This is a genomic window from Streptomyces sp. NPDC021100, from assembly GCF_044333095.1.
GTDB lineage: Bacteria > Actinomycetota > Actinomycetes > Streptomycetales > Streptomycetaceae > Streptomyces.
Window position 1 is genome coordinate 21,829 of sequence record NZ_JBIRQH010000005.1, and the last position, 25,972, is coordinate 47,800.

Annotated in this window: 20 protein-coding genes; 14 read left to right on the forward strand and 6 right to left on the reverse strand. The window is 72.7% G+C overall.

The annotated features are described in order from the left end of the window. The first annotated feature begins 401 nt into the window (after positions 1–401). The 7 genes from ccrA to pssA all read left to right on the forward strand — a co-directional run bounded on the left by ccrA (position 402) and on the right by pssA (position 8,141). Positions 402–1,739, forward strand: coding sequence for a crotonyl-CoA carboxylase/reductase (gene ccrA / locus ACH4PU_RS12240; RefSeq protein ID WP_398270005.1), 1,338 nt, complete (start codon positions 402–404; stop codon positions 1,737–1,739). After that, a complete protein-coding gene (locus ACH4PU_RS12245) occupies positions 1,739–3,754 on the forward strand; it encodes a protein meaA (RefSeq protein WP_398270008.1) in 2,016 nt (671 codons plus the stop codon). The genes ccrA and ACH4PU_RS12245 overlap by 1 nt, the downstream gene beginning before the upstream one ends. Next, positions 3,751–4,728 (forward strand): HpcH/HpaI aldolase/citrate lyase family protein, encoded by a 978-nt coding sequence (locus ACH4PU_RS12250; RefSeq protein ID WP_398270011.1) that lies wholly within the window; start codon positions 3,751–3,753, stop codon positions 4,726–4,728. Before ACH4PU_RS12245 ends, ACH4PU_RS12250 begins: the two co-directional genes overlap by 4 nt. Positions 4,729–4,732: 4 nt before the next feature. Beyond that, the gene (locus ACH4PU_RS12255) at positions 4,733–5,245 is read left to right on the forward strand and encodes a MaoC family dehydratase (protein ID WP_398270015.1); all 513 of its coding nucleotides are present in this window, start codon (positions 4,733–4,735) and stop codon (positions 5,243–5,245) included. A 1-nt stretch (position 5,246) separates the two neighbouring features. Next, positions 5,247–6,452 (forward strand): acyl-CoA dehydrogenase family protein, encoded by a 1,206-nt coding sequence (locus ACH4PU_RS12260; RefSeq protein ID WP_398270018.1) that lies wholly within the window; start codon positions 5,247–5,249, stop codon positions 6,450–6,452. Positions 6,453–6,643: 191 nt separating this feature from the next. Beyond that, positions 6,644–7,300: a phosphatidylserine decarboxylase gene (locus ACH4PU_RS12265; RefSeq protein WP_185943551.1), complete on the forward strand. Its 657-nt coding sequence runs from the start codon at positions 6,644–6,646 to the stop codon at positions 7,298–7,300. After that, a complete protein-coding gene (gene pssA, locus ACH4PU_RS12270; protein WP_398270022.1) occupies positions 7,287–8,141 on the forward strand; it encodes a CDP-diacylglycerol--serine O-phosphatidyltransferase in 855 nt (284 codons plus the stop codon). Before ACH4PU_RS12265 ends, pssA begins: the two co-directional genes overlap by 14 nt. A gap of 237 nt (positions 8,142–8,378) precedes the next feature. Here the strand turns inward: pssA and ACH4PU_RS12275 are convergent, their stop codons facing one another. Further along, a complete protein-coding gene (locus ACH4PU_RS12275; RefSeq protein WP_398270025.1) occupies positions 8,379–9,494 on the reverse strand; it encodes a glycerate kinase in 1,116 nt (371 codons plus the stop codon). Between the two features lie 145 nt (positions 9,495–9,639). Here ACH4PU_RS12275 and ACH4PU_RS12280 point away from each other — a divergent pair, with 145 nt between their 5' ends. The 5 genes from ACH4PU_RS12280 to lanKC all read left to right on the forward strand — a co-directional run bounded on the left by ACH4PU_RS12280 (position 9,640) and on the right by lanKC (position 18,418). Beyond that, positions 9,640–11,343: a BCCT family transporter gene (locus ACH4PU_RS12280; protein WP_398270028.1), complete on the forward strand. Its 1,704-nt coding sequence runs from the start codon at positions 9,640–9,642 to the stop codon at positions 11,341–11,343. Positions 11,344–11,419: 76 nt separating this feature from the next. Next, a complete protein-coding gene (locus ACH4PU_RS12285) occupies positions 11,420–12,451 on the forward strand; it encodes a MerR family transcriptional regulator (protein ID WP_398270031.1) in 1,032 nt (343 codons plus the stop codon). A gap of 284 nt (positions 12,452–12,735) precedes the next feature. Continuing rightward, positions 12,736–14,058 (forward strand): radical SAM protein, encoded by a 1,323-nt coding sequence (locus tag ACH4PU_RS12290; protein WP_398270034.1) that lies wholly within the window; start codon positions 12,736–12,738, stop codon positions 14,056–14,058. A gap of 172 nt (positions 14,059–14,230) precedes the next feature. Next, the gene (locus ACH4PU_RS12295) at positions 14,231–14,971 is read left to right on the forward strand and encodes an SIR2 family NAD-dependent protein deacylase (protein ID WP_398270037.1); all 741 of its coding nucleotides are present in this window, start codon (positions 14,231–14,233) and stop codon (positions 14,969–14,971) included. Between the two features lie 540 nt (positions 14,972–15,511). After that, on the forward strand, positions 15,512–18,418 hold the full coding sequence (gene lanKC, locus ACH4PU_RS12300) for a class III lanthionine synthetase LanKC (protein ID WP_398270040.1): 2,907 nt from the start codon (positions 15,512–15,514) through the stop codon (positions 18,416–18,418). Positions 18,419–18,485: 67 nt separating this feature from the next. On the opposite strand, the gene ACH4PU_RS12305 is transcribed toward lanKC, so the two are convergent. Further along, entirely contained in the window at positions 18,486–19,016 is a 531-nt protein-coding gene (locus ACH4PU_RS12305; protein WP_398270043.1) for a methylated-DNA--[protein]-cysteine S-methyltransferase, read from the reverse strand. Positions 19,017–19,669: 653 nt separating this feature from the next. Continuing rightward, positions 19,670–21,205, reverse strand: coding sequence for a DNA-3-methyladenine glycosylase 2 family protein (locus ACH4PU_RS12310; RefSeq protein WP_398270046.1), 1,536 nt, complete (start codon positions 21,203–21,205; stop codon positions 19,670–19,672). A gap of 120 nt (positions 21,206–21,325) precedes the next feature. Between ACH4PU_RS12310 and ACH4PU_RS12315 the strand changes: the two genes are divergently transcribed. Together ACH4PU_RS12315 and ACH4PU_RS12320 are read left to right on the forward strand one after the other, a co-directional pair. Continuing rightward, positions 21,326–21,550, forward strand: a complete 225-nt coding sequence (locus ACH4PU_RS12315; RefSeq protein ID WP_004939468.1) for a hypothetical protein — start codon at positions 21,326–21,328, stop codon at positions 21,548–21,550. Positions 21,551–21,556: 6 nt separating this feature from the next. Then, on the forward strand, positions 21,557–22,162 hold the full coding sequence (locus ACH4PU_RS12320; RefSeq protein WP_398270049.1) for a Clp protease N-terminal domain-containing protein: 606 nt from the start codon (positions 21,557–21,559) through the stop codon (positions 22,160–22,162). A gap of 155 nt (positions 22,163–22,317) precedes the next feature. Here ACH4PU_RS12320 and ACH4PU_RS12325 read toward each other — a convergent pair whose 3' ends face one another. From ACH4PU_RS12325 to ACH4PU_RS12335, 3 genes are all read right to left on the reverse strand, one after another. Continuing rightward, entirely contained in the window at positions 22,318–22,776 is a 459-nt protein-coding gene (locus ACH4PU_RS12325) for an RICIN domain-containing protein (RefSeq protein WP_078587674.1), read from the reverse strand. A 422-nt stretch (positions 22,777–23,198) separates the two neighbouring features. Continuing rightward, positions 23,199–24,620 carry a phytoene desaturase family protein gene (locus ACH4PU_RS12330; protein ID WP_398270052.1) on the reverse strand — a complete coding sequence of 474 codons (1,422 nt, stop codon included), beginning with the start codon at positions 24,618–24,620 and terminating at the stop codon, positions 23,199–23,201. Between the two features lie 55 nt (positions 24,621–24,675). Then, entirely contained in the window at positions 24,676–25,497 is an 822-nt protein-coding gene (locus ACH4PU_RS12335; protein WP_398270055.1) for an inositol monophosphatase family protein, read from the reverse strand. Positions 25,498–25,972 lie beyond the last annotated feature (475 nt).

A 25,972-nucleotide genomic window follows, 5' to 3' on the forward strand; every position in this document is an offset into this window, starting at 1 on the left:
TCCCTCGCCAACCTAGGCGGGATGCCGCGTGGTGATCAACGAATCGGCGGGCCGTTCGCCCGCGACCCGGCGGAACCGCTCATTCCGGCAGCGCTGCCCGCTCATCTGTGAACGCCCGGTGACAGATGTCTCAAATTCCTGGCACCGAGTGTCTTGTCGAGTGGCACGGCGTGCCATACCTTGATGGCGTCCGGGCGGCCGGCGCACAGACCACAGCGTCGTGTGCCGGCTGTCCCCACAAGCACCACTTGTGCGCCCGGACCGCCTGCGTCACCAGGCACACGTACCGCCTGCGCGGCCACCCCGCGCGCTCCCGCGCCACCCCACCGAACCGACGGCTCCATCCCCCGACGTTCCCTCAAGCCGTTTCCCCGAGAACGCGCTTCGCCGGAGGCACTACCGTGAACCAGATACTCGACGCCATCCTCTCGCCGGACACCACGGGCGAGGACTTCGCCGCTCTGCCGATCCCCGAGTCGTACCGCGCGGTCACCGTGCACAAGGACGAGGCGGACATGTTCGCCGGGCTGGAGACCCGGGAGAAGGACCCGCGCAAGTCCCTGCACGTCGAGGAGGTGCCGGTGCCCGAACTCGGGCCCGGCGAGGCGCTGGTGGCCGTGATGGCCAGCTCGGTGAACTACAACTCCGTGTGGACCTCGATCTTCGAGCCCGTCTCGACCTTCTCCTTCCTGGAGCGCTACGGCCGGCTCTCGCCGCTCGCCGCGCGCCACGACCTGCCGTACCACGTCATCGGCTCCGACCTCGCGGGCGTCGTGCTGCGCACGGGCCCCGGCGTCAACGCCTGGAAGCCGGGGGACGAGGTCGTCGCACACTGCCTCTCCGTCGAGCTGGAGTCGGCGGACGGGCACAACGACACGATGCTCGACCCGCAGCAGCGGATCTGGGGCTTCGAGACCAACTTCGGTGGCCTGGCGGAGATCGCGCTGGTGAAGTCCAACCAGCTGATGCCCAAGCCGGACCACCTCAGCTGGGAGGAGGCCGCCGCCCCGGGCCTGGTCAACTCGACCGCGTACCGGCAGCTGGTGTCGCGCAACGGCGCCGGGATGAAGCAGGGCGACAACGTGCTGATCTGGGGCGCGAGCGGCGGACTCGGCTCGTACGCCACCCAGTTCGCGCTCGCCGGCGGCGCCAACCCGATCTGCGTCGTCTCCAGCGAGCAGAAGGCGGAGATCTGCCGGCGGATGGGCGCCGAGGCGATCATCGACCGGAGCGCCGAGGGGTACCGGTTCTGGAAGGACGAGCACAGCCAGGACCCGCGCGAGTGGAAGCGGTTCGGCAAGCGCATCCGCGAGCTGACCGGCGGGGAGGACGTGGACATCGTCTTCGAGCACCCGGGCCGCGAGACGTTCGGCGCCTCCGTTTATGTGACGCGCAAGGGCGGCACGATCGTCACCTGCGCCTCCACCTCCGGCTACGACCACCAGTACGACAACCGCTACCTGTGGATGTCGCTGAAGCGGATCGTCGGCTCGCACTTCGCCAACTACCGGGAGGCCTGGGAGGCCAACCGGCTGGTCGCCAAGGGGAAGATCCACCCGACGCTGTCGAAGACGTACCGGCTGGAGGAGACCGGCCAGGCCGCGTACGACGTCCACCGCAACCTCCACCAGGGCAAGGTCGGCGTGCTGGCGCTGGCCCCGGAGGAAGGCATGGGCGTGCGCGACGAGGAGATGCGGGCCCGGCACATCGAGGCCATCAACCGCTTCCGGAACGTCTGATGGGTTCCGACCGCAAGAAGGACCGCCCCTGGCTGATGCGGACGTACGCCGGCCACTCCACCGCCGAGGCGTCCAACGCGCTCTACCGCCGCAACCTCGCCAAGGGCCAGACGGGCCTGTCCGTCGCCTTCGACCTGCCGACGCAGACCGGCTACGACCCGGACCACGTCCTCGCCCGCGGCGAGGTCGGCCGGGTCGGGGTACCCGTCTCGCAACTGGGCGACATGCGGGTGTTGTTCAAGGACATCCCGCTGGAGCGGATGAACACCTCCATGACCATCAACGCCACCGCCATGTGGCTGCTGGCGATGTACCAGGTGGTCGCGGAGGAGCAGGGCGCGGACGTCACCACGCTCCAGGGGACGACGCAGAACGACATCGTCAAGGAGTACCTGTCGCGCGGGACGCACGTCTTCCCGCCGGGCCCGTCGCTCCGGCTGACCACCGACATGATCGCGTACACGGTCGCGCACATCCCCAAGTGGAACCCGATCAACATCTGCAGCTACCACCTCCAGGAGGCGGGGGCCACGCCCGTCCAGGAGATCGCGTACGCCATGTCCACCGCCATCGCGGTGCTGGACGCGGTGCGCGACTCCGGGCAGGTGCCGGCCGAGCGGTTCGGGGACGTCGTCGCCCGCATCTCGTTCTTCGTGAACGCGGGCGTCCGCTTCGTCGAGGAGATGTGCAAGATGCGGGCGTTCGGCCGTATCTGGGACCGGGTCACCCGGGACCGGTACGGCATCGAGGACGCCAAGCAGCGCCGCTTCCGCTACGGCGTCCAGGTCAACTCCCTCGGCCTGACCGAGGCGCAGCCGGAGAACAACGTCCAGCGGATCGTCCTGGAGATGCTGGCCGTCACCCTCTCCAAGGACGCCCGCGCCCGCGCCGTCCAGCTGCCCGCCTGGAACGAGGCGCTGGGCCTGCCGCGCCCCTGGGACCAGCAGTGGTCGCTGCGCATCCAGCAGGTGCTGGCGCACGAGAGCGACCTGCTGGAGTACGACGACATCTTCGCCGGCTCGCACGTGATCGAGGAGAAGGTGGCCGGGCTCGTCACCGACAGCCTGGCCGAGATCGACCGCATCCAGGAGATGGGCGGCGCGATGGCCGCCGTCGAGTCCGGCTACCTGAAGGCGCAGCTCGTCTCCTCGCACGCCGAGCGGCGGGCGCGGATCGAGTCGGGCGAGGAGAAGATCGTCGGGGTCAACTGCTTCGAGACCACCGAGCCCAACCCGCTCACCGCGGACCTCGACACCGCGATCATGACGGTGGACCCGGACAACGAGGCGCGGGTGGTCGCGTCGCTGCACCGGTGGCGGGACGACCGGGACGAGTTCCGCGCCCAGGAGGCGCTGTCCGTCCTGAAGAAGACCGCGGCCGGCTCCGAGAACCTGATGCCCGCCACCCTGGAGTGCGTCCGCGCCGGGGTGACCACCGGGGAGTGGGCCTGGGCGCTCCGCGACGTCTTCGGCGAGTTCCGCGCCCCGACGGGCGTCAGCGGCGCGCCGCTCGCCGTCACCGCCGAGGCGGGCACCCCGCTCGCGGCGGTCCGGGAGAAGGCCGCGCTGACGGCATCCGAGCTCGGGGCCGGCCGGCTGCGGCTGCTGGTCGGCAAGCCCGGCCTGGACGGGCACTCCAACGGCGCCGAGCAGATCGCCGTCCGGGCCCGCGACGCCGGCTTCGAGGTCGTCTACCAGGGGATCCGGCTGACCCCCGAGCAGATCGTCGCGGCGGCCGTCGCGGAGGACGTGCACTGCGTCGGCCTGTCCATCCTCTCCGGCTCGCACGCCGAACTCGTCCCCGACGTGCTGGCCCGGATGCGGGCGGCGGGGGCGGGCGAGGTGCCCGTGATCGTGGGCGGGATCATCCCGTCCGCCGACGCCGCCGCGCTCCGGGAGGCCGGGGTGGCGGCGGTTTTCACCCCGAAGGACTTCGGTATCACCGAGATCATCGGCCGTATCGTCGATGAGATCCGCACAGCGAACGCGCTCGACCCCCTGGAGGTCTCCGCATGACCGGCACCCCCGCCACTCCGGTTAACCGGCTTCGTCCCCGCCGCTCCTGCCTCGCCGTCCCCGGCAGCAACCCCCGCTTCCTGGAGAAGGCCCAGGGCCTCCCCGCCGACCAGGTCTTCCTCGATCTGGAGGACGCCTGCGCGCCGATCGCCAAGGAGGGCGCCCGCCACACGATCGTGGACGCGCTCAACAACGGCGACTGGACGGGCAAGACCCGGGTCGTGCGCGTCAACGACTGGACCACCCACTGGACGTACCGGGACGTCGTCACGGTCGTCGAGGGCGCGGGCCCGAACCTCGACTGCATCATGCTGCCGAAGGTGCAGGACGCCCAGCAGATCGTCGCCCTCGACCTGCTGCTGACGCAGATCGAGAAGACCATGGGCTTCGAGGTCGGCCGGATCGGCATCGAGGCGCAGATCGAGAACGCCAAGGGCCTGGTGAACGTGGACGCCATCGCCGCCGCGTCGCCGCGCATGGAGACCATCGTCTTCGGGCCGGCCGACTTCATGGCGTCGATCAACATGAAGTCCCTGGTCGTCGGCGAGCAGCCGCCCGGCTACGGCGCCGACGCCTACCACTACATCCTGATGCGCATCCTGATGGCGGCCCGCGCCCACGACCTCCAGGCGATCGACGGCCCCTACCTCCAGATCCGCAACCCCGAGGGCTACCGCGAGGTGGCGGCGCGGTCGGCGGCGCTGGGCTTCGACGGCAAGTGGGTGCTGCACCCGGACCAGGTGGCGCTCGCCAACGAGATCTTCTCGCCGTCGCAGGAGGACTACGACCACGCCGAGCTGATCCTGGACGCGTACGCGTACTACACCTCGGAGGCGGGCGGCGCCAAGGGTTCGGCCATGCTCGGCGACGAGATGATCGACGAGGCCAGCCGGAAGATGGCGCTGGTGATCGCGGGCAAGGGCCGTGCGGCCGGCATGTCCCGTACGTCCAAGTTCGAGATCCCGGAGGCGTGACGCCATGCAGTTCGGCCGGACCTACGAAGAGTTCACCGTCGGCGACGTCTACAAGCACTGGCCCGGGAAGACGGTCACCGAATACGACGACCACCTCTTCTGTCTGCTCACGATGAATCATCACCCGTTGCACATGGACAGCAACTATGCGGAGCGGACGACGGATTTCGGGAAGAACGTCGTCGTCGGCAATTACGTCTATTCGCTGCTGCTGGGGATGTCGGTGCCGGACGTGTCGGGGAAGGCGATCGCCAACCTCGAGGTCGAGTCACTGAAGCACGTGGCACCGACGTTCCACGGCGACACCATTTACGGCGAGACGACCGTGCTGGACAAGACGCCGTCGAAGTCGAAGAACGACCGCGGGATCGTGTACGTCGAGACCCGCGGGTACAAGCAGGACGGCACCGTCGTCTGCGTCTTCCGGCGCAAGGTGATGGTGCCCACCGCCACGTACATCAAGGAGCGCGGCGGCGAGCAGCCCGGCCGCCCCGAGCCGATCGTCCGGGAGAAGTGAGATGGGCCGCCTCGCACAGACCGAGGGACTGACGGACGTCCAGCGGGAGATCCTCGCCACGGTCCGGGATTTCGTCGACAAGGAGATCATTCCGGTCGCGACGGATCTGGAGCACCGCGACGAATATCCGACCGACATAGTCGAGGGCCTCAAGGAACTCGGCCTGTTCGGGCTGATGATCCCGGAGGAGTACGGCGGGCTCGGTGAGTCGCTTCTCACATACGCGCTCTGCGTGGAGGAGATCGCCCGCGGCTGGATGAGCGTGTCGGGGATCATCAACACCCACTTCATCGTCGCCTACATGCTCAAGCAGCACGGGACGCGGGAGCAGCGGGAGTATTTCCTGCCGCGGATGGCCACCGGCGAGGTGCGGGGCGCGTTCTCGATGTCCGAGCCGGGGCTGGGCTCCGATGTGTCGGCCATCACGTCCAAGGGCGTCCGGGACGGGGACGAGTACGTCCTCACCGGCCAGAAGATGTGGCTGACCAACGGCGGCTCGTCGACGCTGGTGGCGGTGTTGTGCCGGACGGACGAGGGGCTGCCGGAAGGCTCGGCTCCGCACAAGTCGATGACCACCTTCCTCGTCGAGAAGGAGCCCGGGTTCGGGCAGGTCAGGCCGGGTCTCACCATTCCCGGCAAGATCGACAAGATGGGCTACAAGGGCGTCGACACCACCGAGCTGATCATGGACGGCCTGCGGGTGCCGGCCGACCGCGTGCTCGGCGGGACCACCGGGCGCGGCTTCTACCAGATGATGGACGGCGTCGAGGTCGGCCGCGTCAACGTCGCGGCCCGTGGCTGCGGCGTCGCACAGCGTGCGTTCGAACTGGGCGTCGCCTACGCGCAGCAGCGTCACACGTTCGGGAAAGCCATCGCCCAGCACCAGGCCATTCAGTTCAAGTTGGCCGAAATGGGGACAAAGGTCGAAGCGGCCCATGCGATGATGGTGAGAGCCGCCCGCACCAAGGACTCCGGTCAGCGCAACGACCTGGAGGCCGGGATGGCCAAATACCTCGCCTCCGAGTACTGCAAGGAGGTCGTGGAGGACGCCTTCCGCATCCACGGGGGCTACGGCTTCTCCAAGGAGTACGAGATCGAGCGCCTCTACCGGGAGGCCCCGATGCTCCTGATCGGGGAGGGAACGGCCGAGATCCAGAAAATGATCATCGGTCGGCGCCTCCTGGAGGAGTACCGAATTCAGGGGTGAAGCAGCAGGAATTGTCCGAAATGAGGGGCTTTCGTAGAGGATTTGTCGAGAAGTAGATCACACTCTGTCATCGATGTCCGGCCACCTACTGGCCCTGGCGCTTAGCCAGTTGTCGGTCGCAACCGATAGCATCGCCGGAAAGCCGCCGTCCCCCGATCGCTATGCGGCACCCTCCGCTACGAAGGTCACCCATGCCCCACAGCTCTACCTCTGCACCACGCGACAGCCTCCTCGGTGTACGCCTCGCGCGCGGAGCATCGCCGTGGCTCCTCCCCACCGTCGCCACGGCGGCGGTCAGCCTCACCCGCGCCCGCCGCTCCGGGCGCTGGGCCGCGCTCGCCGTGCCGACGACCGCGCTGGCCGCCGGCATGCTGTGGTTCTTCCGCGACCCGGAACGCGAGATCGCCCAAGGCCGGGTCATCTCCCCGGCCGACGGCGTGGTGCAGAGCATCATGCCCTGGAAGGACGGCCGCACCCGCGTCGCGATCTTCATGAGCCCGCTCAACGTCCACGTCAACCGCGCGCCGCTGGCCGGCACCGTGACGTCGGTCGAGCACATCCCCGGCGGGTTCGTTCCGGCTTTCAACAAGGAGAGCGAGAACAACGAGCGCGTCGTCTGGCACTTCGACACCGAGATCGGTGACATCGAGATGGTGCAGATCGCCGGCGCCGTCGCCCGGCGCATCGTCCCCTACGTGCCGCAGGGCACCAAGGTGGAGCAGGGCGAGCGCATCGGCCTGATCCGCTTCGGCTCGCGCGTCGACGTCTACCTGCCGGAGGGCGTCGAGGCGGCCGTCGAGGTGGGACAGGCCACGACAGCAGGAGTGACCCGCCTTGACCGTGATTGATCCCGACACACAGGCGACCTGGGTCCCGGAGGCCGAGCCCGAGGACGACGTCGACGACATGCCGCTCTCCACGCGGCTGTCGATAGCGGACACCCTCACCCTGGGCAACGCCATCTGCGGCTTCATGGCGGTGTACTTCACCACCACCGGCATCCTCATCCCGCACCTCACCAACAACGAGGACGGCGGCATGGCGCGCAACAACGCCGCCACCGCGGTGATGCTGATGCTGCTCGCCTCCGTCTTCGACCTGTTCGACGGCCTGGTGGCGCGGAAGCTGCGCAGCTCGGCGATGGGCGCGGAGCTGGACAACCTCTCCGACCTGATCAGCTTCGGCCTCGCCCCCGCGTACTTCGTGGTCGTCTGGGGCGTCGTCGCCCAGGGCGCCCACCAGAAGGTGTCCGCCGTCGCGGCGGTGGTGGTCCTGCTGGCGGTCGTCCTACGGCTCGCCCGCTTCTCGTGCGTACCGATGCGGGACGGGATCTTCCAGGGCATGCCGAGCCCGTTCGGCGCGCTGACGGTCGTCTCCGTGGTGCTGCTGGAGCTGCCCTTCGTGCCGACCCTGCTGGCGATCGTGGGTGTCGCGTGGCTCATGGTGAGCCGCGTCGAGTACCCGAAGCCGCGCGGGCGACTGGCCGTCGCCATGCTCAGCTGGATCGTGCTCAGCATGGGGCTGCTGGCCGCTTGGGCGTTCGACGCGCCGGGCGGGGAGCTGCTGCTGCAGACGGGATGTGCTTTGCAGGTCGTGCTCGGGGCGGTGATTCCGCTCTTCGCGACGGCGCGGCGGGTGAATACCTTCCGTGACAATCGGCGGGAAGCGCGGGCAGCGCAGCTGCCGTAGTTTTCGGAGCTTTCGGATGAGGCCCCGGGCGAATGCCCGGGGCCTCTTTCGCGCCTTCGGCGCGGGGGGTGCCCCTGTCCCGCCCTTTCACCGTTTCTCGCGGGGGCTGCGCCCCCGCACCCCCGAAACCGCGCTCCGCGCGGTTGTCCTCAAGCGCCGGACGGGCTGAAAATCAGCCCGTCCGGCGCTTGAGGACGAGCGGCGGAGGGGCGGGACTGGGGCACCCTCCCCCGGCGATCAGCCGAGCGCCTCGCGAGCGATCCGCTCCCCCACCCGCTCCAGCAACCGCCCTGCCTCCGCCATGGACCGCGCCGCATCCGGCTCAAGATCGGACAGCGCGTACGCCCGCCCGACACCGAGCACCACAAGATCCCCCCACCCCAGCTCCAGCCGCCCGCACACGGCCACCACCCGCGCCCCCCGGGCCCGCGCCGCCGTGGCGACACCTTGGACCGCCTTGCCGTAGAGCGTCTGCGCGTCCAGCGACCCCTCCCCCGTGATCACCACATCCGCACGGGCCAGCGCCTCCTCGAACCCGACGACGTCGAGCAGCACCTCGATTCCGGGCCGGAAGACGGCCCCGAGCCCGACGAGCGCGCCATAGCCCAGTCCCCCGGCGGCGCCCGCCCCCGGGGCGGAGGCCAGGGCGGGGTCCAGGGCGCGCGCAAGCCGCCCGAGAGCGGCGTCCAGCACGACGACATCCTCCGGAGAGGCACCCTTCTGCGGGCCGTAGACCGCCGCCGCCCCCGACGGACCCGTCAGCGGATTGTCGACGTCGGAGGCGAGGACGACGTCCGTCCCCGCCAGCCGCCCGTCCAGCCCGGACAGGTCCGCCCGCGCGAGAGCGGCGAGCGCCCCGCCCCCGGGCTCCAGGACCCGCCCGGCCCCGTCGAGGAACCGCGCGCCCAGCGCGGCGAGCATGCCGGCCCCGCCGTCGGTCGTGGCGCTGCCGCCCACGCCGAGGACGATCCGCCGGGCGCCCGCGTCGAGGGCGGCCCGCAGCAGCTCGCCGGTGCCGTACGTGGTGGCGGTCAGGGGCGCCCGCCGCCCCGGCGGTACGTGGCGGAGGCCGGACGCCTCGGCCATCTCGACCACGGCCGTGGAACCGCTCAAGGCCCACGCCGCCTCGACGGGCTCGCCGAGCGGTCCGGTCACCCGGGCCGTGTGCCGGGTGAACCCCGCGGCGACCACCGCGTCCACCGTCCCGTCGCCCCCGTCGGCGACGGGCAGCACCGTGACGTCCAGGCCGGGCGCCGCCCGGCGCAGCCCGGCCGTGAGGTGGGCGGCGACCTCGACGGCCGTCAGCGAGCCCTTGAACTTGTCCGCGGCGATGAGCACATGTGCGTCGGTCATCCGCTGCCCCTCTGTCTCCAGGTGTCGTCCGGTGCCGCGCCGCGCCGGGCCCGCGCACCCTATCCGGGCGGCCGGGGCGGTGCCCATCCCCCCGGGCGGCGTGCCAGCCCGGGGAATGCTCCCAATCCGGCCATAGTGGGGCGTCATGAGCACCGAGACCACCGACGCGTCCCCCTCGCCCCCCTCGTCGCGGGACGACCGCCCGGACCCGCCCCTGGTCGCCGTCGGCGCCGTCGCCGTCCTGGCGGTGGTCGCCTGGGCGGCGCTCGGCAAACGCTCCTTCGACCGGGTCTCCACCGCCGCCCTCGGCTGGGTGCTGTCGAACTTCGCGTGGCTGTTCGTCATCGCCGCCGACGTGTTCCTCGTGCTGTGCGTGGTCATCGCGCTCAGCCGCTTCGGCCGGATCCGGCTCGGCGCGGACGACGACCGGCCCGAGTTCGGCAACCTCGCCTGGATCGCGATGATGTTCAGCGCCGGCATGGGCATCGGCCTGATGTTCTACGGCGTCGGCGAACCGCTCCAGCACTTCGTCTCGCCCCCGCCGGGCAGCGGCGTCGCCCCGGACTCGCCGGGCGCCGCGCGGACCGCGCTGGAGTACTCGTTCTTCCACTGGACGCTGCACCCCTGGGCGATCTACGGCATGGCCGGGCTCGCCCTCGCCTACGCCGGCTTCCGCAAGGGCCGAGGCAACCGGCTGAGCTCCGTCTTCGTCCCGCTGCTGGGCGAGGAGCGGGCGGACGGCTGGCCGGGCCGGATCATCGACCTGCTGGCCGTGTTCGCGACGGTCTTCGGCACCGCCACCAGCCTGGGCCTCGGCGCCCTCCAGGTGGCCAAGGGGCTGAACATCACCACCGGGATCAAGGACTCGACGTCCGTCGAACTCGTCGTCATCGGCGCCCTCTCGGCCGCGTTCGTGCTGTCCGCCTTCTCCGGCCTGCACAAGGGCGTCAAGTGGCTGAGCACGCTCAACATCGCGCTGGCCGCCTGCCTGATGCTGTTCGTCTTCCTCCTCGGCCCCACCGTCTTCATCCTCAACACCGTCCCCGCCGCCACCGGTTCATACCTCCACGACCTGGTCACCCTCGCCACCCGGACCGGGGCCTTCACCGACTCCGCCTGGCTGGGCGCCTGGACGGTGTTCTACTGGGCGTGGTGGCTGTCCTGGGCGCCGTTCGTCGGCACGTTCATCGCCCGGATCTCGCACGGCCGGACCATCCGCGAGTTCCTGATCGGCGTCCTGCTCGTGCCCAGCGGCGCGACGATCGTCTGGTTCTGCGTCATGGGCGGCAGCGCCCTGCGCCTGGACATGACCGGCGCCGCCGACATGGCCGGGACCGTCGCGCAGGGCGCGGAGGCGTCGCTGTTCGCCCTGCTCGACACGCTGCCGATCGCCACTCTGGTCTCGTGGGTCGCGATGCTGCTGGTGATGACGTACTTCATCACCAGCGCCGACTCCGCGTCCCTGGTGATGGGCTCCCTCACCAGCCGCGGCGCCCTGCACCCCCGGAACTGGCTGGTGGTCACGTGGGGCGTGCTGATGGCCGCCGTGGCGGCGGTGCTGCTGGTGGCCGGCGGGCTGAAGTCGCTGCAGTCCGCGACGATCCTCGTCGCCCTGCCGTTCGTCCTGGTGATGCTCGCCCTGTGCTGGTCGCTGCTGACCGAGCTGCGCGCGGACCCGGGCGCGGGCCCGGCCCGGCACCACGCGCTGCACGGACTGCGGGACGCCCTGCGGACGATGGTCGGGGAGGCGATGACCGAGCAGGGGCCGGTCCGCCACCCCCGGCTGCGGCGGGTGGCGGAGAGCGCGCGGGAGCGGGGGGAAGGGGACGGCGGACGGCCGTCGTCGTGACGGGTTGACCCTGCCCCTGAGGGCAGGGTCTAGCCTCCGGGGGACGAGAGCGGAGGCGGGACATGGGGACGGGATCATGAGGATCGGCGACGCCGCCCGGCGGGCCGGCGTGACGGTCAAGGCGGTGCGGTACTACGAGGCACTGGGGCTGGTCACCCCCGCCCGGCTGGCGAACGGCTACCGCGACTACGCCGAGCACGACGTCCGGGTCATCCGCGAGATCAAGGACCTCAACGGGCTCGGCATCCCCGTCGAGCGCACCCGCCCCTTCCTCGACTGCCTGGCGGCCGGGCGCCCGCACGCCGACGACTGCCCGGCCTCGCTGGCCGGTTACCGGGCGGCGATCGACGACCTGACCCGGCGCATCGACGCCCTCGCCGCGCGCAGGGCCGCGCTGGCCGCCCGGCTGCACGAGGCCGCCCACCGCGACGGCGGCACTCCCGCCCTCCCGCAGGAACATCCCGGACATGCCACGAACGAGGGAGATGCCATGCACGACTTCACCCGCCTGCCCGCCGGCCTGCCCGTCCCCGAGGACGACGGCGCCTGCGACACCCTGCCCGGCCAGGCTCTGCCGCCCCTCGAACTCCCGGGTACGGACGGCCGGTCCGTCCGCCTGGACGCACTGGGACCCGGCCGGTCCGTGATCTATGTGTACCCGCTCACCGGGCGGCCCGGCACCGACCTCCCGGAGGGCTGGAACACCATCCCGGGTGCCCGCGGCTGCACCCCGGAAGCCTGCGGTTTCCGCGACCACCACCAGGAATTGACGGCCGCCGGCGCGGCCCGGGTCCACGGCCTGTCCGGTCAGGACACCGCCTACCAGCGGGAGGTCGCCGAGCGGCTGCGACTGCCGTTCGCCGTCCTCTCCGACCCGGGGCTGCGGCTGGCGGACGAGCTGCGGCTGCCGACGTTCGAGGCGGGCGGGCGGCGGCTGTTCACCCGGCTCACGCTGATCGTCCTGGACGGGCTGGTGGAGCACGTCTTCTACCCGGTGTTCCCGCCGGACCGGCACGCGGAGCAGGTGCTGGACTGGCTGCGCCGCCACCCCGTACGGGAGCGGTCCTCGGCGGGGGACGGCGGGTCCGGCCGGCGCGTGAGCGGGTGACGAAGCGGACGGTAACCCGTCGTATCGGCCGAACGACCTAGGCCCCGGACGCTCCGTACCCGCGCGCTAGCATCGGCGAGGTGCGCCCGGTCAGCGTCGGGCATCCCGAGGGATGCCACGATGCCGTCCCGGGCGGCACAAGTGCCGCCCCGGCGCACTCCGTTGCGCGTCGTTGCCCGCGCCGGGGCGGCGGTTTTCCGGTCCGGCCCGGCCAGGGCAGGTGCGGTCGGGCGGGGCCGGTGGACGACGAGGCGGGACACGAGGGACGGGGAGAGGGAGCGGTCATGGGACGCAGCCGTACGGAAGAGGTCGAGGACCTGATGGGCCGCTTCCCCGGGGTGCCGCGGGAAGCCGTCATCAAGGAGGACCTGCTGCGCGGCGGGATCGCCTTCGACGAGTCCGCGCTCACCGGGGAGGAGGGCGGCGACGTCAAACCGAAGTCCTACTTCATCTTCTCCTTCGACCACCGCACCCTCCCGGAGCTCGGCGCCGCCGCCCTGCGCCGGCCGCCGGAGGAGATCGTCCTGACCGGCGGCCCCTACGGGCTCCGGCGCACCGTCGTCTCCGTACGGGTCAACCCCCAGTCCCCGTACCGCGTCGGGGTCACCCCGGAGGGGGCGCTCGGCCTGATGCTGGACGGCCGGCACATCGCGGACGTGGGCCTGCCGCCGATGCCGGACTACTACCGGCACACGCTCGCCAACGGCAAGTCGGTGATGGAGGTCGCCCCGACCATCCAGTGGGGCTACCTGATCTACCTGACGGTGTTCCGGGTCTGCCAGTACTTCGGCGCCAAGGAGGAGTGCCAGTACTGCGACATCAACCACAACTGGCGCCAGCACAAGGCGGCCGGCCGCCCGTACACGGGCGTGAAGTCGGTGGAGGAGGTGCTGGAGGCGCTGGCGGTCATCGACAGGCACGACACGGCCGGCGTGTCACGCGCGTACACCCTCACCGGCGGTTCCATCACCTCGCGGGTGGACGGGCTCACCGAGGCGGATTTCTACGGCCGTTACGCGCAGGCGATCGAGGAGCGCTTCCCCGGGCGCTGGACGGGGAAGGTCGTCGCCCAGGCGCTGCCGAAGGCGGACGTCCAGCGGTTCCACGACTACGGGATCCGCATCTACCACCCCAACTACGAGGTGTGGGACCGGCGTCTGTTCGAGCTGTACTGCCCGGGCAAGGAGCGCTACGTCGGCCGGGACGAGTGGCACCGCCGCATCCTGGACTCGGCCGAGGTCTTCGGCCCGCGGAACGTCATCCCCAACTTCGTGGCGGGCGTGGAGATGGCGGCGCCTGCCGGGTTCACGACGGTCGGCGAGGCCGTCGACTCGACGGCGGAGGGGCTGCGGTTCTTCATGTCCCGCGGCATCACCCCGCGCTTCACCACCTGGTGCCCGGAGCCCACGACGCCGCTCGGCCGCGCCAACCCGCAGGGCGCGCCGCTGGAGTACCACATCCGGCTGCTGGAGACCTATCGGGCGACGATGGACGAGTTCGGCCTGTCGTCGCCGCCCGGGTACGGGCCGGCGGGGCCGGGGCGGGCGGTGTTCTCGGTGAGCTCGTTCATGGACAGCCTGTCCTCTGACAGCCCGTCCGGCGTTTGAGGACAAGCGGCGAAGCCGCTTTCGGGGGTGCGGGGGCGCAGCCCCCGCAAGAAACGGTGAAGGGGGGTGCCCCCTCTGGGGGAGGGACAGGGGCCGGCGCCCCCACGGGCGCGCGCGGCGCGCCCGGCAGTTTCCGCTCGCCCGGCGCGCCGCCGCTGCGTACCCTCACCGCATGGCGAAGAACCCCCTGGTGGCAATCCTCACCGGCGCAGGCGTCTCCACGGACTCGGGCATCCCCGACTACCGGGGCCCCAAGGGCCTCTGGCGCCGCGACCCGGAGGCGGAGAAGCTCGTCACCTACGGGTTCTACATGAACGACCCGGAGATCCGCCGCCGCTCCTGGCTGATGCGCCGCGACGCCCCCACCCTCCGGGCCCGCCCGAACGCCGCCCACGAGGCGATCGTGCGACTGGAACGCTCGGGGACCCCCGTCCGGGTCATCACCCAGAACGTGGACGGCCTCCACCAGGCGGCCGGGCTGCCCGACCGTAAGGTGCTCGAACTGCACGGTTCCGCCCGCTCGGTGGTGTGCACGCAGTGCGGCGCGCGGTCGACGATGGAAGCCGCGCTGGAACGCGTCGCGGCGGGCGACCCGGACCCGGCGTGCGAGGCGTGCGGCGGCATCCTGAAGTCGGCGACGGTCATGTTCGGGCAGCCGCTGGACCCCGCCGTGCTCGGCGACGCCCTGACGGTGACGAAGGCGTGCGACGTCTTCCTGGCGGTCGGTACGAGCCTGATGGTCAACCCGGCGGCGGCGCTCGCCGGGGTGGCGGCCGACCACGGCGCCCGGCTGATCATCGTCAACGCGGAGCCGACGCCGTACGACGAACGGGCGGACGAAGTGATCCGCGAGCCGATCGGGACGGCGCTGCCGGCGCTGCTGCGGCGGTGGGAGGGAAGCGCGGCGGGCTGACGCGGCGGGGGCGGCGCCCGGGGGGCTGAAGCGCGGCCGGGGGCGCGGCCCGGGATTGCGAGCGCAGAGTACCCGGCGCACGCTGGAAGTGGCGCCGCGTACGCGCGGCGGACCGCGCCTGTCGAGCGCCCGGCCCGGAGCCGGTGAGCCACCGGCCCCGTCGGAGGGGCCGTGCGCCACTGGACCGACCATGCTCGGTACCGCTCCGAAAACCGGTCAGATGTCGAGGAGTGAACGACATGACCGAACCCACCGCGACGGGAAAGTCGGCGGGGGACCTCGCCAACCAGGTGATGCCCGCGATCCTCGAGCTGCAGAGAGTTCTCCGTCCTCACACGGGGGCGGGGACCACTGAGGGCACGGAGGCAAGGGGCTACGTCAGCCTCACTTCCTGTCAGTACCTCAGCTGTGGCGGCGGCCACCCCACCCTGATGTGACAGCACCCCCACGGGGACGGTCCCTCCGGGGGCCGTCCCGTACGGGGTGGCGCACTGCCGTCGACGAGTCTTCCTCCCAAAACGACCGCACGAGGCGAACGTCATGGACGACTGGGAACTCCTCAACGCCTACGCGCGGTACCACCCCAGGTGGTTCGAGAGCGCGGACGCGTACACGCCGGCCACGGACCACACCGAGGTGTTCGAGGAGCTCGCGCCTCCCGGCTGGGCGCTCCGCCGCAGCGGCCTGTGGTTCGTCGCCGAGCCGCCGTCCGGAGCCGCGGCGCCGGCCCCGGCGCCCGCACCCGAGCAGGGCTGGAAGATCCATGTGGCGGTGCGTTCGCAGGACTCCACCGCGTGCCTGGAGCGCGCGGCCGGATGCGCGCTGGACACCGCCGTACCGTTCAAGTTCCTGCTGGACGCGCGGACGGTGGCCGAGGTCAACGGCAAGCTGTGGCCGCGCGGTTCGAGCGGCAAGTTCATGACCTTCTACCCGCCCGACGACCGGGCGTTCCTCCGCCTCGGCCACCTGCTGACGGACGAACTGCGGGGATTCGACGGCCCCTACATCCTCTCCGACCGGAGGTGGCCGCATTCCTCGTGCGTGTACTACCGGTACGGCGGCTTCAGCCCGCGGACGCTGCTGCGGCCGGACGGCAGCCGCCGGTTCGTCATCGCCGACCACCAGGGAGCGGACGTGCCCGACGCCCGCCTCCCCTACTGGCAGCTCCCGGAGTGGCTGACCGATCCGCTCGCCCCGGACGAACCGGCGACGGCGGCCGAGGGGGCGCCGGCACTCCACGACGGGCGTTACCGCGTGACGTCGGCGCTCAACTTCTCCAACCGCGGCGGGGTCTACCTCGCCGACGACCGGTCCACCGGCCGGCCCGTCGTGCTGAAGGAGGCGAGACCCCACATCGAGGTGGGACCCGGCCGCCTCGACGCCGTCGGACTGCTCGAGAAGGAGTACCGCATCCTGCGCGACCTCTCCGCCGACTGCGCGTTCTTCGTGCGCCCCCTCGGCCTCTTCGAGGAGGGCGGACACACCTTCCTCGTGGAGGAGTACCTGCCGGGCGAGCACCTGGGACGTCACACCATTCGCAAGAACCCGCTGTACCGGGCGGGCCTGACCCGGGCCGCCCTGGACGACTACTACGCGGACGTCCGCCCGGTCTGGGAGGGGCTGGCCCGGGCGGTCAAGGCCGCCCACGGCCGCGGCATCGTGCTGGGAGACCTCTCCTTCGGCAACGTCATCGTCCCCGAGCCGGGCGGACTCCGCGTCATCGACCTCGAATGCGCCGTCGAGGAGGGCGTCGACCCGCCCGTCGGCCTCCACACACCGGGCATGGCACTGCCGGAGACGGTGCGGTCGGGGGGCGCGGACCGGGCCAACGACCTCTACGCACTGGGCGCGATGGTGTTCGGAAGCGTCGTGCTGGCGAACGCGATGACCGAGCTGTACGCGCCGTCGCGCCGCCGGTTCCTCGCCGACCTCACCGCGGAGCTGGGGCTGTCCGGCCCCTTCGTCGAGTTGCTGGACACACTCATGGAACAGCCGGGGTCCGGGCGCGCACCCGACATCGACGACGTCGTCGCGGCGTTGGCCACCGTACCCGTCACGGCGCCGGTCCGAGCCCCGGCTCCGGATTCGGCTTCGGGTTTGGCGTCGGCTCAGACCGCAGTCTCCGACCCGGCTCCGGCTCAAGCCCCGGGCCCGGCATCCGGCTTGGCACCGGCTCCGGTTCGAGGCCCCGCTCCGGCCTCGGCCCCGGCGGCCGTACGCCCCGCACCCCACCCGTCACCGAGGCCACCGCGACGCGGCACGCGCCAACTCGCCCGGGAGACCCGGAGCTCCGCCCTCCGCTACCTGGAACGCACCGCCACGCCGGAGCGCGACGACAGGCTGTTCCCCGCGGACCCCACCGTGTTCGAGACCAACCCCCTGTCCGTCGCCTACGGTGCCGCGGGCGTCCTGCACACGCTGCACCGCGCGGGGGGCGTGGGCGCGGTCCCGCCCCGCCTGACCGCCTGGATGACCGACCGGAGCGTCACCGACGACGCGTACCCGCCCGGCCTCTACCTCGGGCAGGCCGGCATCGCCTGGGTCCTGCGCGAGCTGGGCCGGCCGGAGGCCGCCGCCGGCCTCCTGCGGCAGGCCGGCCGCCACCCCCTGCTCGACGCCTCGTCCGACGTGCTGCACGGGCTGGCGGGTTACGGGACCGCCTGCCTCCGGTTCTGGCTCGACGGCTACGGCGACGACTTCCTCGACGCCGCCGTCCGGGCCGGAGAGCGGCTCGCCGAGACCCGCGTCCGCGGCCCCCGGGGCCCGTACTGGCCGGACGCGGAGGGCAACGTTCCGCTGGGTTACGCGGCGGGAGGCAGCGGGATCGCGCTGTTCCTGCTCTGCCTCTCCCAGGCGGCGCACGACGAACGCGCCTTCGCGCTCGGCCGCTCCGCCCTCGAACACGACCTGGCGTACGCGGTCCGGCACGGGGCGGAGTTCGAGGGGTTCCCGGCCATGGTGCCCCTGGAGACGGAAGCGGACGCCGCCATCGTGCCGCGCTGCTACTGGGACTTCGGCTCGGCAGGCGTCCTCACCACGCTCATCCGCTACCTGGCCGTGCGGCCCGACGACGGACTGCGACGGTGGCTGGGTCCCCTCGTCGAGAACGTCCACCACAAGTACGCCGTCCTCCCGCAGTTCTTCCACGGGCTGTCGGGGATGGGCAACGCGCTGCTCGACGTATGGCGGTTCACCGGCGACCCGCGGTACAGGGAAGCGGCCTGGAAGGTGGCGGAAGGCGCCCTCCTCTTCCGCGTGGACAGCACGGAGGGGACGGGCTTCCCCGGGGAGCAGGCGCTCCGCGAGAGCGCCGACTTCGCCACCGGGACGGCGGGCGTCGTCGCCTTCCTGGACCGCCTGATCAGGGCGGACGCCGGCCCGGACCCCGACCCGGCGGAGAGCCCGGACTTCGTCGTCGACGACCTGATACCGCTCCCGGCGCACTGATCCCCGCCGTCGCACGGCCTGAGTACAGCGGAAGCTCAGAACAGCGGAATCTCAGAACGACGCGATCTCAGAACAGCGCGTCCTGCCGGTCCCCCGCCCCCGCCCGCAGCGCCCCCTCCAGCTCCAGCAGCCGCCGCTTCCGGTCCACCCCGCCGCCGTACCCGGTGAGGCTGCCGTCGGCGCCGATCACGCGATGGCAGGGCACGATGATCGACACGGGGTTCTTCCCGTTCGCCAGTCCGACCGCGCGGGAGGCGTTGGGCGCACCGATGTGCCGCGCCAGCTCCCCGTAGGACATCGTCTCCCCGTAGGGGATCTCCAGGAGCCCGGCCCAGACCCGGCGCTGGAACGGGGTCCCGCGCAGGTCCAGCGGCACGTCGAAGCGGGTGAGCTTTCCCTCGAAGTACGCCGCCATCTGGCGCGCGACCTCGCCGAACGGCGCGGGATCGGGGTGCCCGAACCCCTCGTCCCCCGGCCGGTGCCGCTGGTCGAGGACGTAGAGCCCGGAGAGCGTGGCGCCGTCGGCGGCCACCAGGGTGAGGGGCCCGTAGGGGCTGTCGATGACGGTGTGTACGGCGACGGTGTCTACGGCGGACATAGGGGATCCGTTCGCTTCCGTTCGGTGTCGGGGACAGTCGGTTGGTGGGTGGGGTGGTGGTAAGGGCGCTCCGTGGGCGGCCGGGGGCTTGTACTGCCGGAGGGTACGCCGCCGGGCCCGACCGCCGTCACCGGAGGCCGCGCGGTGGGTGCGCTCCGGCCGACGGTGGGGGCGGGACGGCGGCACGTCGCTGTCAGGGCCGCCTGCTCGTCGAGCCCGTGCCTGGTCCGCTCCGGCCGCGGAGACAGCCGACGTGCCGCCGTCGAAGCCGTCCCCGCCCCCCGCCGTCCCCACCGGCCCGGGCGCGGGGCTCGGGTCCCGCATCGCGTTCCGGGCGGGCGGCCGACGGCTTCGGCGGAAGGCCCCGCCGCCGGGGACGCGGCAGGGCAGCGGATCCGGTTCTGATGCGGCCCTCGGCGGAGCCGATGCGTCGCAAACGCGGGCTTGCCCGCCCGGATGCCGGGCTCTCGGCCCTGCGTCCCCTTCCGGCGGGCGGCCGACCGCCGCGGTGGGCGGCCCCGCCGCCCGGACCGGGCGCCGCGGCGCGGAAGCGGCGATGCCGGGGTCCGGGGAGGAGCCCTGGAAGAAACGGTGGAAGGGCGGGACCGGGGCACGCCACACACCGGGCGCACACCCCCAGCACCCCACCCCCGTCACACGCGCCCCTCTCGCGGAGGCCCCGGCATCCGGGCCGCCGGGTGGTCGTCCGTGGACCACAGGTACTGGACGGCGTAGGCGCGCCAAGGCCGCCAGGCCGCCGCGTGGCGGGTGAGGGCGCCGGGGGTGGACGGCAGGCCGAGGGCGGCCGCCGCCCGGCGGACGCCCAGGTCCGTCGGCAGGAAGGCGTCGGGGTCGCCGAGGCCGCGCATGGCGACGATGTCAGCGGTCCAGGGGCCGATGCCGGGTATCTCGGCGAGCCGGGCGCGGGCGCGGGTCCGGTCGCTGCCGACGCCGAGGTCGAGGTCGCCGGTGGTGAGAGCGGCGACGAGGCGGGTGAAGGCGGTGCGGCGGCCGGCCGGCATGGCGAGGGACGCGGGGTCGAGGGCGGCCAGGGCCTCGGTGGACGGGAACAGGTGGGTGAGCCCGCCCGGAGTCTGCCCTGGGCTCTGCCCCGGGGTCTGCCCGGTGGCAGGGGCGGACGTCTCGACGGGTGTGCCGTGGGCGGTGACCAGCCGGGCGGCCAGGGTGCGGGCGGCGGCGGTGGAGACCTGCTGGCCGAGGACGGCCCGCAGGGCGAGTTCCTCGGCGTCGACCGTGCGTGGCACCCTGCGCCCGGGCGCCTTGTCGATCAGCGGCGCGAGGTGCGGGTCGGTGCGCAGCAGCGCGTCGACGGCCTCCGGGTCGGCGTCCAGGTCGAGCAGGCGCCGGCAGCGGCTGATGGCCCCGGCGAGGTCGCGCTGGTCGGAGAGGGCGAGGCGGCAGGCGATGTGGTCGGGCAGGGGGCGGAGGCTGACGGTGCCGTGGCCGTACGGCAGGCGCAGGGTGCGGTGGTACGCGCCGTCGCGCCACTCCTCCACGCCGGGGACGGCGGTGGCGGCGAGGTGGCCGAAGAGGTTGTCGGGGGTGAAGGGGGCCCGGAACGGCAGGCGGAGGGTGAGGGCGCCGGGCGCGGCGGCCTGCCGGCCGCGTCCGGCGCGGGCCCGGAGCGCGGTGGGGGTCAGGGCGAAGACGGCCCGCACGGTCTCGTTGAAGGCGCGGACCGAGGAGAACCCGGCGGCGAACGCGACGTCGGCCATGGGGAGTTCGCTCGTCTCGATGAGGACGCGGGCGGTCTGCGCGCGCTGGGCGCGGGCGAGGGCGAGCGGTCCGGCGCCGAGTTCGGCGAGGAGCTGGCGTTCGATCTGGCGGGCGCTGTAGCCGAGGCGGGCGGCGAGGCCGGGTACGCCCTCGCGGTCGACCGTCCCGTCGGCGATCAGGCGCATGGCGCGGGCGACGACGTCGGCCCGTTCGTTCCACCGCGGCGAGCCGGGGCTCGCGTCGGGCCGGCAGCGCTTGCAGGCCCGGAACCCGGCCTGCTGCGCGGCGGCGGCGCTCGGATAGAAGCTCATGTTCCGGTCCTTGGGCAGGACCGCGGGGCAGCTGGGGCGGCAGTAGATACGGGTGGTGAGGACGGCGGTGAAGAACCAGCCGTCGAAGCGGGGGTCCTTGGACCGCGCGGCCCGTACGCAACGGTCGAAGTCGGTGTGCATGCGGTCAAGCATCGGTGCCGGCGGCGCCCGGGGCTGGCGGAAATCCGACATGGGCGTCGACCGCGCGGAGCGTGTCAATGATGGTTGACAGAGGGCGGTCGTGTCATCCATGGTTGACACATGGCCGGAACAGACGCGAAAGACGCGGTCGGCACCACCGAGGCCGCCATGGACACCGACCCCCGCGTGGGGCTGCGCGCCGTCGCCGCGCTACGGCGGCTGGTCGAACGACTCGAGGCACTCCAGGTCGACAACGCCCGCAGGCTGGGCTGGTCGTGGGAGGAGATCGGCGCCCAACTCGGTGTGAGCAGGCAGGCAGTCCACAAGAAGCACGCCCGGAGGTAGACGACGATGTTCGAAAGGTTCACCAAGGAAGCCCGGCTCGTGGTGACCGGCGCCCAGGAGGAGGCACGCGTCCTCCGCCACTCCCGGATCGGCGCCGAGCACCTGCTCGCCGCCGTCGCCGGGCGCCCGCAGTCCCTGGGCGGCGCCGCCCTCTTCCGTCTCGGCATCACCCCCGAGGCGTGCCGGGAGGCGATCCGTTCGACGGGGGATCTGGACGAGGACGACGCGGAGGCGCTGCGCGCGCTGGGCATCGACCTCTCGGCCGTACGGGCCCGCGCGGAGCGGGCCTTCGGGCCGGGGGCGCTGGACCGCGCGCAGGGCGGGGCGAGCGAGACGGGCGAGACCGACGAGACGGCGTCCCGGTGGTGGCCGTTCCGCTCCGCGAAGGGGGCCCGGTCGCATGTCACGTTCGCCGTCGAGGCCAAGCAAGCCCTGGAACAGTCCCTGCGGGAGGCGCTCGCCCGCAAGGAGAACTGGATCGGCACCGAGCACATCGTCCTCGGCGTCCTGGCCCTCGGCCACCCGTCGACGGTGAAGATGCTCCGGGCCCTCGGCACCGCCCCGGAGGCGCTCCGCGCCGACCTGCTCGCCCACCTGCGGCCGGCGGCCTGACGGCGGCCGTACGGTGGTGGGCCGCCGGCCGGGCGAGGGACCGGCCGGCGGGCCTGTGGGTGAGAGCGGGGGCGGCCCGTCCGACCACGCCCGGCGCGGGCGGACCTTCGTGATCACGCCCTCGTGGTCATGCCGTCGCGGTCAGACCTGTGTGGTCAGACCTGTGTGGTGTACCAGTGCTGCCACGACCCCCCATTGGGATCGTGCATGTTGATCCCCGCACCGTCCCAGGTGTCGTCCGCCCGCTGGACCTGGGCGATCTGCCCGTTCAGATCGGTGTGGAGCTCGCGGTTCCAGAAGAACCAGCGCTGGTTGGCGTTGCCGTGACAGTCCCCGACGGCCTGGACGGCCTCATTGATGCCGCCGTTGCGGACGTCGAGGCAGTGCATGTTCGCGAGGCTGCGGAGCTTCTTGCCGTCCCACATCCACCACTGGGACGAACCGTTGCCGCAGGTGCGGATCTCGACGTTGTCGCCGTTCACGGTCAGGCACTTGCCGCTGCGGTCGTTGCGGATCTCGAAGGCGTCCAGGGCCGAAGCGGGGGTGGCGGCCAGGACCGGCACGGCCGCGGCCAGCCCCAGCGCCAGTGTCCCCGCCACGAGTGCTCGTCTCATCACGGAACCGTCTCTCTCGCGTGCCCCGGAGGGAGCGCCGGGCGGCGGCTCCCCCGGGCGGCTCCACGGCCCCACCGGCAACCGGCGGGCACGCGGCACCACCCGCCGCAGCCTTGCCCGGGGCCCCCGAGATCACTCGGGTCGGGGGCGTACTGGCGGCAACACGCCGCTCGCGCTTCCCGGGCGATCGGACGGATCAGGCCACCGAGCCGGAGGGGGCGGCGAGGTACGGCGACCGGGCGAGGTACGGCGACCGAGCGCGCACCGCCCGCGCCCACTGACCACCGGCTTCCGGCGGGCGCGGTCGCCCCTCCACCGGACGGCCCATGGCTCCACCGGGCGACCCGCGGCCCGGCTGCGCGGACCTGGTCACACGACCGGGGTCACCCGGTCCGTCCGCCCGTCCGTCCGGCGCGGTCTCATCAGCCCCGCCCGCCCCGCAACCTCCGCCACACCACCCGAGCCGCGTGATGCCCCGACATCCCATGCACGCCCGGCCCCGGCGGCACCGCCGACGAGCAGAGAAAAACGGCGGGATGAGCGGTCGCGTAGGGCACCCGGGCAAGCTTGGGCCGGACGAGCAGTCGCAATCCGGCCACCGAACCGCAAGCGATATCGCCGCCGACGTAGTTGGCGTTGCGAGCGGCGAGCGCCGGCGGCCCCGCGACGGCCCGGGCCAGCACCAGATCGCGGAAACCGGGCGCGAACCGCTCGACCTGACGCTCGATCACCTCCGTCGCGTCGCCGCGCCAGCCGTTGGGCACATGCCCGTACACCCAGAACGTGTGCTTGCCCTCCGGCGCACGGCTGGGATCGACGATGCTGGGCTGGGCGGTGATGAGGAAGGGGACGGAGGGGTCCCGCCCGTGGACGGCGGCGCTCAGCGCCTCGCGGATCTCCCCGTACGTCGGGCCGACGTGCACCGTCCCGGCCCGGCGAGCGGCCTCGGCGCGCCACGGCACGGGCCCGGACAGCGCGTAGTCGATCTTGAAGACGGAGGGCCCGTAGCGGAACCCCCGGTAGGCGTCGCCGAGCCCCGCGATCCGGGCGAGGGCGGTCGGCGAGGTGTCGAAGACGTAGGCGCGGGCGGGCGGCAGCTCGTCGAGCCGCCGCACCTCGAAGCCGGTGTGGATCGCGCCGCCGCACTCGCGGAGGTACGAGGCCAGCGCGTCGGCGATGGCCTGCGACCCGCCGCGCGGCACGGGCCAGCCGCGTTCGTGCGCGGCCAGGGCGAAGATCAGGGCCATGCCGGCCGTGCCGAGGCCGGTGAGCGGCGCGATCCCGTGCGCGGCCAGCCCGGCGAACAGCGCCCGCGCCTTGGCGTCGCGGAACCGGCGCACGTAGACGGCCGCGGGCAGCCCCGCCGACAGCCCGAACCGGGCGTACCCCACCGGGTCGCCGGGCAGCCCGTCCCACTGGGTGCGCAGGAAGTCCCGGGCGAGAGCGTCCCACTTCCCTTGGAAGGGCTCGACCGCCCGCCGGTACACGCCCGCGTCGTGCTCCCCGAGGGAGGCGGCCGTCTCGCCCACCCGCCGGGAGAGGACGGCGGCCGACCCGTCGGGGAAGGGGTGCGCCATCGGCAGCCCGGGGTGGAGCCACTCCAGGCCGTGCCGGGCCAGCGGCATGGCCTCGAACGCGGGCGAGCCGATGCCGAGCGGGTGCACGGCGGAGCACGGGTCGTGACGGAAGCCGGGGAGGGTCAGCTCCTCGGTGCGGGCGCCGCCGCCGATGCCGTCGGCCGCCTCGAAGACCTCGACGGACAGGCCGCGGCGGGCCAGTTCGACGGCGGCCGTCAGCCCGTTGGGGCCGGCCCCTACGACGACGGCGTCGAGCATGGTGGGCACCGGCGGACTCCCCTCGTGAGCGCGTGAACCGACCGGACGCACCCGGCGACCTTGATCAGGCCGCCAGGAGCCCCAGAATACGGGCGAGCGTTCCCTCGTCCCGCGCGGCGGAGAACGGCATCGTGTTGCCCCCGCCGATCCGGAACGGCACGCCCGCCACCGTCGCACTCGCCCCGCCCGCCTCGGCGACCAGCAGCAGCCCGGCGGCGTGGTCCCAGGCATTGGGCCACGTGAAGGCGACGGCGTCGGCCGCCCCGCGCGCCACGTTCAGGTACTCCAGCCCCGCCGAGCCGCACGGCCGCGTCGCCACGCCGGGCGTGTCGAGCCGCGCGAGGACGCGCTTCTCGTGGTCGTCGGTGAAGTCGTAGTGCGATATCGCCACCCGCAGCTCGGCGTCGGGCGCGGCGGGCCCGGGGCGCAGCGGCGTCCCGTCGAGGAAGGCACCGCCACCCTTGCGGGCGGTGGCCATCTCGTCCAGCGCGGGCGCGTACGTCCAGGAGGCGAGCAGCTCACCGCGGTGCGCGAGACAGACGAGCGTGGCGAAGCCGGGGTCGCCGTGGACGAACTGCCGGGTGCCGTCGACCGGGTCCACGATCCACACCGGATCGTCCCCGTGCAGCGCGTCCAGCGCGGCCGGATTAGCGTGCACACCCTCCTCGCCGACCACCCGCGACCCGGGCAGCAGCGCGGTGAGCGACGCCGCCAGGTGCTCCTCGGCCAGCCGGTCGGCGACCGTCACCAGATCGTGCGGCCCCTTCTTCTCGACGACCTCGTGTGCGGCGAGCTGCCGGAAGCGCGGCATGATCTCGGCAGCGGCGGCCTTGCGCACCGCTTCCTCGACGTCGGTCAGGTCCCCTGCGAGAAAGTCATCGATCATACGCCCATCGAACCATGCCCCACCGACAATCGGGGGCGGGGAGGTGGCGTCGCGACAACGGAGAGGTGAACGGGCCGCGGGGGCGCGCCGGGCAGGATGCCGCACCATGCCGATCGAAGCGGCTTCCGGGTGGGCGACGTAGTGGACCAGGTACTGGAGACCGACTGCCCCTTCACACCGGCTCGGGAGTGGCCGTAGTGGCGCCCGGCGTCGTGGCCCGCGGCGGCGTAGAGCCGGGAACCCGGGCCGACGGCGTACCGGAACCCTTCCGGACCGATCCAGCGCCGGAATGCCTGCTCCTCCCCCGCTGCGACCGACACATGCCGCGTCGGCTAGGCCGCCCACGGCCCACAGCGGCGCACGTCACCGCCGTCACCCACTACGGCCCGCCCCCGCCGGACCGGCCGGCTGCCGCGCCCGATCCTGGGCGTCGCGGTGCTGCCCCGCGTCCGGTCGTCGCACCCCGAGGCCCTCA

Excerpts from the sequence above, each read along its gene's own strand:
- ACH4PU_RS12245 (WP_398270008.1), top strand. The coding sequence starts at position 1,739 with ATGGGTTCCGACCGCAAGAAGGACCGCCCCTGGCTGATGCGGACGTAC.
- ACH4PU_RS12250 (WP_398270011.1), top strand. The coding sequence starts at position 3,751 with ATGACCGGCACCCCCGCCACTCCGGTTAACCGGCTTCGTCCCCGCCGC.
- ACH4PU_RS12255 (WP_398270015.1), top strand. The coding sequence starts at position 4,733 with ATGCAGTTCGGCCGGACCTACGAAGAGTTCACCGTCGGCGACGTCTAC.
- ACH4PU_RS12260 (WP_398270018.1), top strand. The coding sequence starts at position 5,247 with ATGGGCCGCCTCGCACAGACCGAGGGACTGACGGACGTCCAGCGGGAG.
- ACH4PU_RS12265 (WP_185943551.1), top strand. The coding sequence starts at position 6,644 with ATGCCCCACAGCTCTACCTCTGCACCACGCGACAGCCTCCTCGGTGTA.
- ACH4PU_RS12275 (WP_398270025.1), bottom strand. The coding sequence starts at position 9,494 with ATGACCGACGCACATGTGCTCATCGCCGCGGACAAGTTCAAGGGCTCG.
- ACH4PU_RS12280 (WP_398270028.1), top strand. The coding sequence starts at position 9,640 with ATGAGCACCGAGACCACCGACGCGTCCCCCTCGCCCCCCTCGTCGCGG.
- ACH4PU_RS12285 (WP_398270031.1), top strand. The coding sequence starts at position 11,420 with ATGAGGATCGGCGACGCCGCCCGGCGGGCCGGCGTGACGGTCAAGGCG.
- ACH4PU_RS12290 (WP_398270034.1), top strand. The coding sequence starts at position 12,736 with ATGGGACGCAGCCGTACGGAAGAGGTCGAGGACCTGATGGGCCGCTTC.
- ACH4PU_RS12295 (WP_398270037.1), top strand. The coding sequence starts at position 14,231 with ATGGCGAAGAACCCCCTGGTGGCAATCCTCACCGGCGCAGGCGTCTCC.
- lanKC (WP_398270040.1), top strand. The coding sequence starts at position 15,512 with ATGGACGACTGGGAACTCCTCAACGCCTACGCGCGGTACCACCCCAGG.
- ACH4PU_RS12305 (WP_398270043.1), bottom strand. The coding sequence starts at position 19,016 with ATGTCCGCCGTAGACACCGTCGCCGTACACACCGTCATCGACAGCCCC.
- ACH4PU_RS12310 (WP_398270046.1), bottom strand. The coding sequence starts at position 21,205 with ATGCACACCGACTTCGACCGTTGCGTACGGGCCGCGCGGTCCAAGGAC.
- ACH4PU_RS12315 (WP_004939468.1), top strand. The coding sequence starts at position 21,326 with ATGGCCGGAACAGACGCGAAAGACGCGGTCGGCACCACCGAGGCCGCC.
- ACH4PU_RS12320 (WP_398270049.1), top strand. The coding sequence starts at position 21,557 with ATGTTCGAAAGGTTCACCAAGGAAGCCCGGCTCGTGGTGACCGGCGCC.
- ACH4PU_RS12325 (WP_078587674.1), bottom strand. The coding sequence starts at position 22,776 with ATGAGACGAGCACTCGTGGCGGGGACACTGGCGCTGGGGCTGGCCGCG.
- ACH4PU_RS12335 (WP_398270055.1), bottom strand. The coding sequence starts at position 25,497 with ATGATCGATGACTTTCTCGCAGGGGACCTGACCGACGTCGAGGAAGCG.